The following is a 13,463-nucleotide window of genomic DNA, read 5'->3' on the forward strand; positions in this document are numbered from 1 at the left end:
ACCCGGCCGGCCCGGCCGGGTCGCTTCGAGCCAGGACGGTCAGCCCTTGGTGCGGACCGTGGCCGACAGTTCGAGCGGGAGGGTCGTGCCGTCGGCGGCCAGCGGGCGGACGGTGAAGGTGTAGCTCGTGCGGCCCCGGAGCCCGGTGACGCGAGCCGTCGTCCCCGTCACCCGCATGACCTCCGTGCCGCCGTTGAGGACCGCGTAGCCGGTGGCGGCCGGCACGGACGGCCAGGTCAGGGTCACCGACTTGGCGTTGACGTTGCCGACGCCGAGTTCGGCGCCGTTCCAGGTGTTGGGCGTCTCGACGACGAACGCGTCGATGACGATGAACTTGTCCGCGCCGTTGACGACCTTGATGGTGTGCTCGCCCATCGGCAGCCCGGTGAGCTGGAACACTCGCTGGGCGGCCAGCCGGATCGGCGAGTCGCAGTCGACGGTGGCCTTGAGCTCGCCGTCGACGTAGACGTCGATGGTGCTCATGTCGGAGTAGCGTTCGGACAGCAGGCTGATGCCGGTGCCGGTGAAGGCGAACTCGACGGCCTGCCCGGCGCGCCAGCCGGCGTGGACGTCGTCGCCGTAGTCGCCCATCCCGCGGTCGGGGCTGTAGGTGAAGTCGTCGGCGGGGTAGGCGATGCGCTTGTCGGTGTCGTTGACGTAGGTGAGCACCACCTTCGGGTCGGTGACGGTGATCCTGTGCTCGCCGGAGAATCCGTCGTGGATCGCGGTGATCGTGGCGGCGCCCCAGCTGCGGGGGGTGACGAGGCCGTCCGCGTCCACGGTGGCGATCGACGGGTCGGAGCTCTTGAAGGTGACGCCCTCGGTGACCGGGGTGCGGGTGCCGTCCGCGCCGACCGTCGCGACGGACAGCCGGGCGGGCTCGCCGACCTTGAGGGTGCCGGCGCCCGCGACGTCGAGCGCCTTGATCGCGGCGGTGGAGGCGGTGAGGGTGAACCTGTCGAGTTCCAGGCCGCTGCCCTCGCTCACGATCCGGAGGGTGTGCAGGCCGGCGGACATCTTGACCCAGGTGGTCACGTTCGCGTCGGCGGACCTGGGGACGAGCACCGTGTTGCGGTCGCCGTCCACCTCGAACCTGAACGTGGTGTCCTGGGCGGTCGAGCCCTTGAAGGTCACCTTGTACATGCCGGTGCTCGGGACGAACACGTTCTCGTAGCGCAGGTAGTCCTTCGGGTCGATGCCGCCGACGACGCCGCCCTCGGTGACGACCCCGGTGCCGGCGCCCTTCCAGTTCCACTCCTGGTCGGTGTTCCACTGCATGGTCCAGTGCTCGGCCTCGACGGTCTGCTCGGACGTGCCCTGCAGGTCGAGCCGGAGCCAGTTCCAGACGACGCCGCCGCCGGCCTCGATCCAGACGACCTTGACCGAGTGCCGGCCCGCGGTCAGCGGCAGGACGAAGTCCTCGGTCCGCGGGCTGAGCACGCCTCCGGTGGGGCGCAGGCTCAGCGGTCCGGTGGCCTCGGCGCCGTCGACCTCGACGCGGAACGTCAGCGGCTTGTCATTGACGGTCGAGTAGCGAAGCTGCAGCAGGTACTTGCCGTCGGCGGGGACGCTGACGTCGTCGAAGCGCGACCAGTCGCCGGTGTCCACGGAGGTGACGCCGGGGGTGCCGTCGTCGCTGTCGGTGAGGGCGGTGTTCTCGGTGCCCTGCTGCTCGGTCGCCGACTCGGCCTGGAGGGTGATCGACTCGGGCCGTTCCAGGGTGAAGCGCATCCAGTTGAGGAAGAACCAGCGCCCGTCGGGCCGGGTGAGCCTGATCGTGTGACGGCCCTGGGTGAGCGGGATCTGCCGTTCGAAGGTCCTGTAGGTGTTGTAGCCGCCGGAGTCCGGCACCTTGACGGTGGTCACCTCCTTGCCGTCCACCTCGACCTTCAGGTGGTTGGCCTCCTCGGAGGAGGCCCGGAACTCGACCCGGTAGGTGCCGGTGGCGGGCACGTCGACGTTGTCGTACTCGGCGTACTCGCCGGCCGCGTCCATGTAGAGCGCGCCGAGGCCGCCCTCGGGCGGGGCCTCGACGCCGTAGGCGCCGCTCGCCGCGGTGTAGTCCTCGTTCTGGATGGTGAACTGCGTCAGCGGGGACGCCGGCCGCCCGGCCTGCCCGGCTCCCGCGGCGACCCGGACGGCGCCGATCGGGTAGACCTTGTCCTCGCCGCCCGGCATCGCCAGCTCGATGCGCGGCCTGCCGTCCTGGCCGAGCATGGCGACGGCCACGTCGTAGGAGCCCTCGGGCAGGTCGGACGGGAGGGTGAAGGCCGAGTCGATCTGGCGGACGTCGCCCTTGAAGAGCTTGGTCTGGTCGAGGGCGGCGTCGGTGCCGCGCCACACGACGCGGCCGGTGGCCTTGTCGGTGAAGCGCACCTCGACCGGGTAGCGGCGGGGGCTGAAGCCGACCCCGCCGTTGGTCCAGGTGTGCGAGATGCGGAACTCGCCGCCGGGCCTGACCTCGGTGTCGTACGTCGCGGTGGGCATGAGGAAGCGGTAGCCGGTGTAGCGCGCCAGCGTCTCGAACCACTCGCCGTAGGCGTCCTTCATCGGCTGCCAGTTCTCGAAGCCGGTGTTGTTGATGCCCTGGAGGTTGGAGTGGTAGCCCTCCAGCGAGTTCTTCACGAACAGCCGGGGGTTGTTCAGCATGATCGTGGGGTTGTCCCAGTTGGAGCCCTCGGACACCTGGATCATGTCGCGGCGCAACCTGCGGTTGACGTACGGGGCTTGCGCGGTGTCGCCGTAGTTGTGCCAGACGAAGCCGGCGTTGACCGTGTCGGACCGCACGCCCCAGTTGTCGAACGTGCCTGCCTGGTCGTAGCCGTACACGTGGAACCGCTTGGCCTGGGTGTCGGCATCGGGGTCGTTCCTGTTCACCTCCGCGCCGGCGTTCTGCATCATGACCATCGACTTGTCGAACGCGTCGTCGTAGATCTTGAGGATCGCCCGGAGCGTCGAGACGCGGGTGGCGTTGTCGGGCCACGGGAAGTTCATCGCGTCGTTCCAGCCCGACCACTCGCCGAACAGGGAGAAGGCGCGCAGGTCCACCCACGCCACGCCCGGGTCGCCGTCGTAGCGGCCGGCGAAGGCGTCCACGGCGCGCTTGAGCCGGTCCAGGTAGATCGGGTTGTGGTAGATGGGCTGCTTGGAGAAGTGGTCGTTGTACGGCGCCATCCGGAAGGGCACCCCGGCCTTGTCGAACAGCCAGGCCGGCGGGTACTCGTACGGGAAGACGCCCGGGTCGTTCCTGTAGTCGGGCGCCTCCGACATGAGCAGCTGGAACTCGACCGTCTTGCCCTGCTCGTTCACGCGCTTCATGAACGCGTCGAGGCGGTCCCAGACGAAGACGCCGTCGTCGGGCTCGAAGTCGGCCCAGGCGATCTGGAGCCGGACCACGTCGGCGTCGGCGGGGATCTTCTTCCTGCCTTCGATGAAGTCGGTGATGCCCGGGTCGTTGGTGAAGGTGTAGCCGGGCGTGCCCGGCGTCCGGTGGGTGTTCACGTCGAACGCGGTGCCGGTGTACGGGTTGCCGTGCAGGATCTCGTGGGTGTCGGCGAAGGTCACCGTCGTACGGCCGGCAGCCGGTCCGGCGGCGGAGGCGGCGTGCGCGGGCACCACCAGTAAGGCTGCGGTCGTCGTGGCGGCGAGGACGTGGCGGATCATCGGATCTCCAGGGGGACGGAGGCGGCGTCGAGCAGGGAGCGGTAGGCCGCCTCGACGAGGGCGACGGTCCGGTGGCCCGCCCAGGCGTCGGGCTGGCGGGCCCGGCCGTCGCGGACGGCGTCGAGGAAGGCGCGTATGAGCAGGTCGTCGAGCGGCGCGCCGTACCCGTGGGCGAGCGGGCCGTCGTTCCATCCGGTGAGGACCCCGGAGAAGGGCGCGATGTCGGCCACGCCCTCGGTGCCGATCACGGTGAGGGTGACCAGGTCGCCGGTGTTGGGCCGGCCGGGCGGGCGCGACCAGGAGCAGTCGATGGAGGCGATGGCCCCGTCGCGGTAGAGCAGGGAGACCAGCCCGGCGGTCTCGACGGCCTTGCCCGGGTTGGGGATGGAGTTGGCGATCGCGTAGACCTCGACCGGGTCGTCGTCCAGCAGGTCGGCGAGCAGGTCGGCGACGTGCACGACGTGGTCGGTCAGGGCGCCGCCGCCGCTGTCGGCCGGGTCGGTGAACCAGTCCCTGGTGGTGGGGACGCCGCCGCAGTTGGTGGCCGCGATCGACACGATCCGGCCGAGGTCGCCCCGCCGTACCGCGGCCCGCAGGTCGGCGTAGGCCGGCGCGAAGCGGACGGGGAAGGCGGTCATGAGGACGGTTCCCGCCGCGCGGGCGGCCGCCAGCATCGCGGTGGAGTCGGCCGGCGAGGTGGCGAGCGGCTTCTCGCAGAGCACGTGCACGCCCTGGGCGGCGGCGCGCAGCGCGAACTCCCGGTGCCGCGTGTTCTCGGCGCAGATCACCACGCCGTCGGGCCGCCAGGCCCACAGGTCGTCCTCGGTCGGGAAGACGGTGACGCCGTCCGGGACGCCGTCGTGGCCGTCGGCGTAGGCGCCGACCTCCACGTCGCCGCGGCGCAGGAGCGCGGCGGCGTACTCGGCGGCGTGCAGGTGGGCGAAGGAGAGCAGGGCGATCTTCATGCGGCTTCCAGGGGCTTGAGGTCGACCGGCCGGCCTTCGGCGGCCGAGCGGGCGACGGCGTCGGCGACGCGCATGGCGGCGAGGCCGTCCAGCGCGGTGACACGCGGCGGGACACCGGTGGCGATCGAGCGGACGAAGTCCTCGATCTCGGCCCGGTAGGGGCTGGTCAGCGGGGAGAAGGGGGGCAGGATGTCGGGCGCGGGCACGGCGTCGCCCTGGTAGCGGTAGGGGCGGCGCTCGTCGGAGTCGGCGTGCAGCAGCCCGTGCGAGCCGGCCACCTCGAACAGCGTCCTGAACTCGATCGGCGCGGTGGTCCAGGTCGCCGCCAGCACGGAGATCGAGCCGTTCGCGTGCGTGAGGAACGCCTGGGTGCTCTGGCTGCCGCCGACCGCGTGGGTGCGGGCGAAGACCCGCTCGACCTCTCCGCCGATCCAGCGGGCCATGTCGATGTCGTGGATCATGAGGTCGAGCAGCACGCCGCCGGAGAGCGCCTCGTCCAGGAACCAGCCGCCGGCCGGGCTGCGGCCCTGGCGGGTGTGCCGCTGCACGGCGACGTCGCCGATGTCGCCGCGGGTGACGGCCCGGTGCAGTTCGGCGTACTCGGCGAAGTAGCGGACGACGTGCGCGGGGAACAGCGGGACCCGGGCGGCGGCGAAGCGGGCGACCAGGTCCTCCGCCTCGGGGAGCGTACGGGTCAGCGGCTTCTCGCAGATCGTCGGCAGGCCGTGACCGAGCGCGGCGAGCGCCAGTTCGTAGTGGGTGTGCGTCGGCGTGCAGATGTCGACGACGTCCGCCGCCTCGAACAGGGCGTCCAGGCTGGGGACGGTCCGGCCGCCCCCGTGGCGCCGGGTCAGCGCCTCGGCGTCGTCGGCGATCGAGTGGACGACGACGTCGTGGCCGAGGTCGAGCCAGGCCGGGAGGTGCGCGTTGGCGATGCCACCGGCGCCGATGAGTCCGACCGTTGCGTGCATGGGAGATCCGTTTCTTCTCATTTGCCGATGCCTTGCGTCATGCCGTTGACGATGCGGCGGCCGAACCAGAGATAGGTCGCGATCATCGGGAGCACCACGATGACGACGCCGGCGAAGAGCCCACCCCAGTTCGAGGTGTATTGCATGTTGGAGTAGAAGTTGAGCAGGGCGACGTTGAGGGTCTGCGCGCCCTGGTCGGGGACGAGCATCAGCACGATCACGGTCTCGTTCCACAGGCTGAGCGCGTTCAGCACGGCCACGGTCGTGACGCCGGGCCTGGCCAGCGGCACCATGATCTGCAGGAAGGTGCGGAACGGCGACGCGCCGTCGAGGGCGGCGGCCTCCTCCACGTCGCCGGGCAGCGAGCGGAAGTAGCCGATGAGCACGAAGATGCTGAACGGCAGGCTGAGCACGACGTAGAAGAGCGTGACGGTGATCCGCGTGTCCCAGGCGCCGGTGACCCAGTCGATCATGAACCGGGACAGCCCCGCCCCGATGAGCACCATGGGGACGGCGAACGCCTGGAACGGGATGCTCATGCCCACCGCGAAGAAGGTCGCGACGGGACCGCTGGAGCGCCCGCCCAGCCGGGCCACCGCGTAGGCGGCGGGGATGGACAGCGCCATGATGAGCGCGACGGACACGAGCGTGAGGACCACCGAGTTGATCGCGGCGGCGCCGAGCCCGGAGTCCGACCACGCGGTGGCGAAGTTCTCCCACATCCAGGTGGCGGGCAGGCCGGCCGGGTTGTCGAAGATCTCCCGCGAGCTCTTCACCGAGTTCAGCAGGACCCAGACCACCATGCCGACGTTGAACAGCACCCAGGCCCAGATCAGCGCCCTGATCAGGGCGAGCCCGGCGCGGATCACGCCAGCTCCAGTCGTTCGCGCCGCTGGATCCGGCGGGACAGGACGATCAGCACGGCGGTGATCACCGTCATCACGATCCCGATCGCCGCGGCCTCGCCGAGCTGGGCCAGTCCGCCCTCACGGCCGCCGGTGACCCGGAGGTACTGCTCGACGGCGAGGGTCCTGGCCTCGGGGGGCGGGGTGCCCGCCGTGCCGACGAAGGCGATGACGATCTCGAAGGTCTTGATGCCGGCGATCGCCCAGAGCGAGGCGGCGATGGCCAGCATGTCCCTGGTCAGCGGGAGCGTGACGTAGCGGAACTGCTGGAGCTCGCCGGCGCCCTCGATCCTGGCCACCTCGTAGTAGCTCGGCGGGATGCCGTCGACCGCGGACATCACCAGCACGACGTAGAAGCCGGCCGCGCTCCAGACCACCCCGGCCATGATCACGTTGAGGATCAGCTCGGGGGCCAGCCAGGGTTGCCGCAGCTCGGCCAGGCCGAGGGCGCCCAGCGCGGTGTTGATCAGTCCGTCCGGGTTGAACAGGAACGAGACGGCCAGGCCCACGGCGATGGGCGAGATCATGAACGGCAGGAAGACGGCCGCCCGGATGAACGCGCTGCCGCGGGCCGTACGCAATACGATCATGGAGGCGCCGGCGATGAGGAACAGGGCCAGGCCCACGACCAGCGTCAGGCCCAGCGTCTGTACGAACGAGGCACGGAACAGCTCGCTCCCGGCCACCGACACGTAGTTGGCGAAGCCGACCCAGGACAGCTCGGTCCCCAGCCCCGACCACTCGGCGAAGCTGAGCACGACGCCGAACAACGACGGCAGCACGAAGAGGACCAGGTAGGCGATCAGTGCGGGAAGCAGCATCGGCAGGTACAGCCGGCGGCGCTCGCCCTGGAGCGCGCCGCGGGCCGCCTTCGCCCGCCGGTCCGCGGACGGAGCCCGCAGGGCGATGTCGGACACGGTCACGGTCATCCGTTCATGGCGGCGGTCTTCGCCTTGCCCTCGGCCAGGAACTCCTCGGCGCTGAGCTTGCCGGCGACGAACTTGTCGTCGAGGGGGAGGAAGACGTCGGCCAGCCACTTGGGCCGCACGGTCGAGACGCCGTCGCCGTCGAGCGTGACCTGCTCCGCGTCGCGGATGGACGCCTGCAGCTGCTGGAGCTCCACCGGGGCGGGCGAGTCGGCGCGCGAGGGGATGTTGGCGGCGTCGGTGCCGATGCGGTCGATGTACTTCTTCTGCATGGCGAAGGCCAGGAAGTCGGCGACCGCCTGCTGGTTCTTCGACCTGGCGTTCACGCCCCAGCCGAGCGCGCCGACCGTGGCCACCGCGCCCTTGGCGGGGTCGACGGGCGGGAAGGCGATGATGCGGGGCTTGACCGCGGGGGCGCGCAGCGAGGCGGTCTCGCTGCCGAGCCAGGAGCCGTTCAGGATGAAGCTGTGCTTGCCGGCCGCCCAGGCGTTCTGCGCGGCCGGGAACTTGGTGGCCATGTGGTCGGGCTCGAAGAGATCGGCCTTGACCAGCGACTCCAGCGCCTTGGCCGCCCGCTTCACCTCGGGCAGGTCCCAGGCGGCCGGGTCGGCGGCGAGCTTGAGCAGGATGCCGGGGCCGGCCGTGGACAGCAGCATCTGGTGGATCCAGAAGGAGTTGTAGGCGTTGACCGAGCCGTCGAGCGCGATCGGCGCGCGGCCGGACGCCTTCTCCTTCTTGGCGATCTCCAGCAGCTCGTCGAACGACTTGGGGGCGAAGTCGGGATACTTGGCGGAGTCGTACCAGAGGCCGATGGAGAAGACGCTGTGCGGGACGAAGCCGTACCCCTTGTCGTCGCTGATGGCCTTGAGCACGCTCTTCGGCAGGACCTCCTCGATGGTCCTGCCCTCGCCCGGAATCTTGGTCCGGAAGATCGGGGCCAGGTCGCCGAGCACGCCGGCGGCGCGGAACTCGGCGGTGTGGTCGATGGCGGTGTCGAAGAAATCGGGACCGGCGCCGGTCGCGACGGCGTTCTTGACCTGCTGCTCCTGGCCCTGTGCGAGCCACTGGACGTCGATCTTGACGCCGGTCTGCCGGGTGTAGTCGGCGATGACGCTCTCGAACAGGTTCGCCTGCGGGGTGCCCTTCGCCCACTTGCCCCAATACAGGAGGCTCGCGGGCTCGGCGCCGGCGGGCGCCGGCGAACCGGCGTCCTGGAGCTTCTGGCCGCACGCGCCGAGGGCGAGCACGGCGGAGGCGCAGGTGGCGACGGCTATGGCGCGATTGCGCATGGATGGTCCCTTCTTGCTGGGAGGCACGGTTGGCAATAATAAATACACTTTGTGTTTTAATGGAAGACGTCCCAGGAAACGAAAGGGCCACGTGAGTGCTGACCGGACGTGAAGCGAGCCTGCTGCGCCAGCCCGCAGGCCAGTCGCGCCTGCGCCGCATCAATTCGCTGGCGGTGATCGAGGCGATCCGCCATGAGCCGCTCACCATCCCGGCGATCGCCCAGGTCGTCGGGCTGTCGAAGACCGCGGCCGACACGGTGGTGGGCGACCTCGTGACCCTCGGCTGGGTGACGAGCGTCGAGCCCCTCTCCCCCACCGGAGCCGGGCGCCCGGCCAACCGCTACCGGTTCAACGCGGGCGCGGCCGTCGTCGCCGGCATCGACATCGGCCAGCACACCACCCGCGCCGAGCTCGCCGACCTGAACGGCGAGGTGCTGGCCAGCCGGTCGGTCACCGTCTCCGCCGCCGACCCGCCCGAGGCCGTCCTGGCCGACGCCGTCGAGGTCGTCGACCGGCTCCTCGCCGCGCAGGGCCGCGGGCGCGCCGACGTGTGGGCGATGGGGGTGTCCGTGCCCGCCGTGGTCTACCAGGACGTCGTGACGCGCGGCCTCGACGACTGGGAGGGGCTCAACGTCCGCACCGCCTTCGCGGCGTCCTTCGAGTGCCCCATCGCCGTCGAGAACGACTCCAACCTCGCCGCGTTCGCCGAGGCGTGGAAGGGCAGCGCCGCCGAGGCCGGTTCGATGGTCTACGTGCACTCCGGCAACCGCACCGGGGCGGGGGTCGTCCTGAACAACGCCGTCGTGCGAGGCGCGAACGGCGCCGCCGGCGAGATCGGCGCGCTGCCGCAGATGGGCTGGGAGCATGCCCAGCAGCACCTGCACGACGTCGAGCTCGCCGACGGCCGGCGGGTCAGCAGGGAGGGCGTGTTCGACGCCGCCACCGCGGGCGACCCGCTCGCCGTGGCCGCCGTCGACCGGTTCGCCGACGTCATCGCGATCGGCATCGCCGCGCTGGTGCTCACCGTCGACCCCGAGATCGTGGTGGTCGGCGGCGGCAACGTCCAGGCGGGCGACACCTTTCTCGACCCGCTGCGCCGCCACGTCGAGAGGCTGTGCACCGTACGGCCCGCGCCCCCGATCGTCCCCTCCGCGTTGAAGGACCGCGCGTCGATCACCGGCGCGGGCGGCCTGGCCGCCACCTCGGTCATGGAACAGCTCTACACCTCGGCCCTGGGCGGCAAGACGCTCTCCAGCGCCTCGACGCCGCCCTGGAAATGGTAAGAACCGGAGAAGGATCCCCCCGTGCCCATGCAGCCCTGGTTTCCCGACGCCAAGCTCGGCATCTTCGTCCACTACGGCCTCTACGCCGTCGAAGGAGTGGCCGAGTCCTGGTCGTTCTACTACGGCGACATCTCCCGTGAGGCCTACCTGGCCCAGCTCGGCGGATTCACCGCGGACGGCTATGACCCCGCGGCGTGGGCGGAGCTGTTCGCCCAGGCCGGAGCCCGGTACGCCGTGCTCACCACCCGGCACCACGACGGCTTCGCGCTGTGGGACAGCGCGTACGGAGAGCTGAACGTCACAGCCTCCCCGGCGGGCCGCGACCTGGTCGGCCCCTTCGCGGACGCGCTGCGCGAGCGCGGGCTGAAGGTCGGCCTGTACTACTCGCACTCCGACTGGAACCACCCCGACTACCCCAGCGTCGTCGGCCCGGAGGCCCACCCGAGCCCCTACGTGACCCCTCCGGAGGGGCGGGAGGACCCTGCCGCGTGGGCCCGCTACCTGGCCTACCGCGACGGCCAGGTGGACGAGCTCGTCGAGCGGTACCGGCCCGACCTGCTGTGGTTCGACGGCGAATGGGAACGCTCGGAGGAGCAGTGGGGCATCGACGCCCTCGCCGACCGCATCCTCGCCGTACAGCCGCGGACCGTGCTCAACGCGCGCATGCTCTCGCGCGGCGACTACGCGACGCCGGAACAGGGCGTCCCCATCACGCCGCCCGACGGCCCGTGGGAGCTGTGCCTCACCGTCAACGACAACTGGGGTTTCCGCCCGCACGACACCAACCACAAGCCCGTGGGCCATCTCGTCCGCTACTTCACCGAGACCATCGGCGCGGGCGGCAACCTCCTGCTCGACGTCGGCCCCACCGCCGACGGCCGCATCCTGCCCGAGCAGGCCGACCGCCTGAAGGGCCTCGGCGCGTGGATCGAACGGCACGCCGAGGCGGTGTACGGCACGACCGCCGGCCTGCCGGCGGGCCATCACTACGGCCCGAGCACGCTGTCGGCCGACCGCAGGACCCTGTACCTGACCTGCTTCGACCCGCCCCGCGACACGGTGACGGTGCGCGGGCTGCGCAATCCCGTCCTGCGCGCCAGGGTGGTCGGCGCCGACTGCGAGCTCGGGCACTCGATCACCGGGGAGCTCAACGGGGTGCCCGGCGTCCTGTGGATCGACGCGCCCCCCGCGCACGCGATCGACCCGCACGCCACGGTGCTCGCGCTGGAACTCGACGGCGAGCTGGACCTCTACCGCGGCAGCGGCCGCGACTAGCCGTCACCGACCGGGCAGGGCAGCAGCCGCAGCGCATCGTGCGACGCCGCACGATGCGCACGGCGCGGGACGGCGCCGGGGTCCAGGCCGTACGAGCGCGCTCCAAGTGCGTTGCAGCCGAGCCACAAGCGGGCTTTCCTAGCCTTCGGATCATGTTGACGACCCTGGTGGTGACCGCCTCCCTCCTGTTCACCGGCGCCCCCGCGCAGAGCGCGGCGACCAAGCCGCTGACCTTCCGCGGCATGACGCTCCAGATCCCCGCTACCTGGAAGGCCGGGAAGGCGGACAGGTGGGGCATCCACGTCAGGACCGGCGGCTGCGACCGGCTCGCCGTCGAGTGCCGCGGGTTCTACCTCGTCGGGCCGGAGGGCATCTCCCTGGCCCGCCACGGCAACCCCTACGACCCCGAGGAGCCGTACCACCCGGGCAACGGGCTGGCGAGCTGCGCACCCGACAAGCGCTACATAGAGGACTTCCCCGGCAAGCTCGTCGTCCGTGGCATCCGCCCGGTCGGCGCGGGGCACAAGGCCACCTACCGCGTCTGGCGCGTCGGCTGCACGACGCAGTCGGCCAAGCGGACCGGCGTCTCCTACCAGGAGCGGATCTGGCACCTGCCCAAGTCGAAGATCCTCGTCTTCGACCAGTGGAGCGACAGCCGGCTCGGCGCGATCCTCCAGCGGGCGACCTGGGGCTGAGCCCGCCGGTCAGGCCGGGCGGGCGCGCTCGTCCTCGCCGGCGAGCCAGAAGAGGACCGGCGGCAGAACGAGTTCGACGACCGTCAGCACGATCTGGAACCCGTGGGGGCGGCCGGACACGGCGAGCGAGAGCAGCCGTCCCACCCCACCCAGCAGGAAGACGGCGGCCAGCCATCGCACCACCCGGGCCGGGATCGGGCGCTGCCGCGCCGCCCACACCCACGCCAGCCCGTAGCCGGCGAAGGCGGCCCCCATGAACCGGCCCCAGCTGTCGATCGTCGGCCCCGCGGCAGCGGCGCCGGGGATCGCCGCGTTGCCGAGCGCCACGTGCAGCAGGCCGATCAGCACGCAGGCCCACCCCATCAGCTGCGCGAGCGTGCGGAGCGCCTTGACCATGATCTCTCCCGCCTTGGTTGACATGTGTCTACTAACGGTGCACGCACTAGTAGACGCGTGTCAACTAGACTGGGGCCATGCCTCCACGCCGGCGACTCACCCCTGACGGACGCCACGCCCAGCTCCTCGCCGTCGGCGCCCGGCTCTTCGCCGCGCACCCCTACGCCGACGTGCTGATGGAGGACGTCGCCGAGCAGGCCGGCGTGTCACGGGCGCTGCTCTACCGGCACTTCCCGAGCAAGCAGGCCCTCTTCGCCGCCGTCTACCAGCAGGCCGCCGACCGGTTGCTCGCCGAGACGCGGCTCGACCCCGCCCACTCGCTGCGCGAGCAGCTTGCGCAGGGCATGGACGTCCATCTCGACTACTTCGTGGCCAACCGCAACGCCGTCCTGGCCGCGAACCGGGTCCTCGCGGGCGATCCGGTGATCCAGACGATCATGTCGAACGAGCTGGACGCGCTGCGGGCGAGGCTGCTGGCGGTCCTGCCGCTCGCGGGCGACGACGTTCGCGAGGCCGTCTCCGGGGTCCTGAAGAGCTGGCTGGTCTTCGTCCAGGTCCTCTGCGTCGACTGGCTCACCCGCGAGACCTGCCCGCGCGACCAGCTGCGCGACATCTGCGTCGGCGCGGCCCTCGGCGCCCTCGAACCCCTGCTCGCCGACGACCCGGCCGGCCGCTGAGAGACGCGCGCTCCCCCGGCCCGCGTCGGGCAGCGGCGCCGCCGGGGTCCTTTCCCGCCGTGGCTCTTGCGGCGCCTTCCGCCCGGACGTCCGTCGGCCCTAAGATGCCGGACCAGGCCTTGGCGATCATGCTTCACCCTTGATCACCGAGCGCCGGTGCAGAGACCCGGGGGGACGCGGCGGCGAGGCCGGTTCGAGGCGTGGACGAGGGCGAATCGAGGGCGGATTGCCCTATTTTTGTCGGCCTGGTGGGGGGGGACCGGCCCTCACCGGTCGTGCCCGGTCCGTCACGGGCGCGGTGGAAGGCGGGGCGCGTGACGGCACCTGCCCGGCCCGCTTCCTGATCGACGCCCCGGCCCCCGGCCTCCTGCCCCCCGGCCTCCTGGCCCCCCTCACACACGACGAGCTGCCAGCTCGT

The 13,463-nt window shown here is 71.2% G+C and carries 11 protein-coding genes; 4 read left to right on the forward strand and 7 right to left on the reverse strand.

Features of this window, described 5'->3' with window-relative positions:
* Positions 1–39: 39 nt before the first annotated feature.
* Genes ACIBST_RS03635 through ACIBST_RS03660 form a run of 6 tightly spaced genes read right to left on the reverse strand, consistent with a single transcriptional unit; the run spans position 40 to position 8,719 of the window.
* Positions 40–3,663, reverse strand: a complete 3,624-nt coding sequence (locus tag ACIBST_RS03635; RefSeq protein ID WP_397168767.1) for a carbohydrate-binding protein — start codon at positions 3,661–3,663, stop codon at positions 40–42.
* A complete protein-coding gene (locus tag ACIBST_RS03640) occupies positions 3,660–4,628 on the reverse strand; it encodes a Gfo/Idh/MocA family protein (RefSeq protein WP_397168769.1) in 969 nt (322 codons plus the stop codon). Before ACIBST_RS03640 ends, ACIBST_RS03635 begins: the two co-directional genes overlap by 4 nt.
* Positions 4,625–5,599, reverse strand: coding sequence for a Gfo/Idh/MocA family protein (locus ACIBST_RS03645; RefSeq protein WP_397168771.1), 975 nt, complete (start codon positions 5,597–5,599; stop codon positions 4,625–4,627). Before ACIBST_RS03645 ends, ACIBST_RS03640 begins: the two co-directional genes overlap by 4 nt.
* A gap of 17 nt (positions 5,600–5,616) precedes the next feature.
* Positions 5,617–6,468: a carbohydrate ABC transporter permease gene (locus ACIBST_RS03650; RefSeq protein ID WP_397168773.1), complete on the reverse strand. Its 852-nt coding sequence runs from the start codon at positions 6,466–6,468 to the stop codon at positions 5,617–5,619.
* Complete coding sequence (locus ACIBST_RS03655; RefSeq protein ID WP_397168774.1) at positions 6,465–7,433, reverse strand: carbohydrate ABC transporter permease; 969 nt, start codon at positions 7,431–7,433, stop codon at positions 6,465–6,467. The genes ACIBST_RS03650 and ACIBST_RS03655 overlap by 4 nt, the downstream gene beginning before the upstream one ends.
* Entirely contained in the window at positions 7,430–8,719 is a 1,290-nt protein-coding gene (locus ACIBST_RS03660; RefSeq protein ID WP_397168776.1) for an extracellular solute-binding protein, read from the reverse strand. The genes ACIBST_RS03655 and ACIBST_RS03660 overlap by 4 nt, the downstream gene beginning before the upstream one ends.
* Before the next feature lie 95 nt (positions 8,720–8,814).
* Here ACIBST_RS03660 and ACIBST_RS03665 point away from each other — a divergent pair, with 95 nt between their 5' ends.
* From ACIBST_RS03665 to ACIBST_RS03675, 3 genes are all read left to right on the forward strand, one after another.
* On the forward strand, positions 8,815–10,002 hold the full coding sequence (locus tag ACIBST_RS03665; protein ID WP_397168778.1) for an ROK family protein: 1,188 nt from the start codon (positions 8,815–8,817) through the stop codon (positions 10,000–10,002).
* 27 nt (positions 10,003–10,029) lie between these two features.
* Complete coding sequence (locus ACIBST_RS03670; RefSeq protein WP_397169421.1) at positions 10,030–11,277, forward strand: alpha-L-fucosidase; 1,248 nt, start codon at positions 10,030–10,032, stop codon at positions 11,275–11,277.
* 152 nt (positions 11,278–11,429) lie between these two features.
* Entirely contained in the window at positions 11,430–11,972 is a 543-nt protein-coding gene (locus tag ACIBST_RS03675; protein ID WP_397168780.1) for a hypothetical protein, read from the forward strand.
* Positions 11,973–11,981: 9 nt separating this feature from the next.
* Here ACIBST_RS03675 and ACIBST_RS03680 read toward each other — a convergent pair whose 3' ends face one another.
* Complete coding sequence (locus ACIBST_RS03680; protein ID WP_397168782.1) at positions 11,982–12,392, reverse strand: DUF4345 domain-containing protein; 411 nt, start codon at positions 12,390–12,392, stop codon at positions 11,982–11,984.
* A 53-nt stretch (positions 12,393–12,445) separates the two neighbouring features.
* Here ACIBST_RS03680 and ACIBST_RS03685 point away from each other — a divergent pair, with 53 nt between their 5' ends.
* A complete protein-coding gene (locus ACIBST_RS03685) occupies positions 12,446–13,045 on the forward strand; it encodes a TetR/AcrR family transcriptional regulator (protein WP_397168784.1) in 600 nt (199 codons plus the stop codon).
* Positions 13,046–13,463: the final 418 nt, after the last annotated feature.

This window comes from Nonomuraea sp. NPDC049684 (assembly GCF_044465345.1).
Classification (GTDB): domain Bacteria; phylum Actinomycetota; class Actinomycetes; order Streptosporangiales; family Streptosporangiaceae; genus Nonomuraea.

What these genes read in the sequence shown, in the direction of transcription:
- ACIBST_RS03640 (WP_397168769.1), bottom strand. Translation starts at nt 4,628, where the DNA reads ATGAAGATCGCCCTGCTCTCCTTCGCCCACCTGCACGCCGCCGAGTAC.
- ACIBST_RS03675 (WP_397168780.1), top strand. Translation starts at nt 11,430, where the DNA reads ATGTTGACGACCCTGGTGGTGACCGCCTCCCTCCTGTTCACCGGCGCC.
- ACIBST_RS03655 (WP_397168774.1), bottom strand. Translation starts at nt 7,433, where the DNA reads ATGACCGTGACCGTGTCCGACATCGCCCTGCGGGCTCCGTCCGCGGAC.
- ACIBST_RS03645 (WP_397168771.1), bottom strand. Translation starts at nt 5,599, where the DNA reads ATGCACGCAACGGTCGGACTCATCGGCGCCGGTGGCATCGCCAACGCG.
- ACIBST_RS03670 (WP_397169421.1), top strand. Translation starts at nt 10,030, where the DNA reads ATGCAGCCCTGGTTTCCCGACGCCAAGCTCGGCATCTTCGTCCACTAC.
- ACIBST_RS03680 (WP_397168782.1), bottom strand. Translation starts at nt 12,392, where the DNA reads ATGTCAACCAAGGCGGGAGAGATCATGGTCAAGGCGCTCCGCACGCTC.
- ACIBST_RS03685 (WP_397168784.1), top strand. Translation starts at nt 12,446, where the DNA reads ATGCCTCCACGCCGGCGACTCACCCCTGACGGACGCCACGCCCAGCTC.
- ACIBST_RS03660 (WP_397168776.1), bottom strand. Translation starts at nt 8,719, where the DNA reads ATGCGCAATCGCGCCATAGCCGTCGCCACCTGCGCCTCCGCCGTGCTC.
- ACIBST_RS03635 (WP_397168767.1), bottom strand. Translation starts at nt 3,663, where the DNA reads ATGATCCGCCACGTCCTCGCCGCCACGACGACCGCAGCCTTACTGGTG.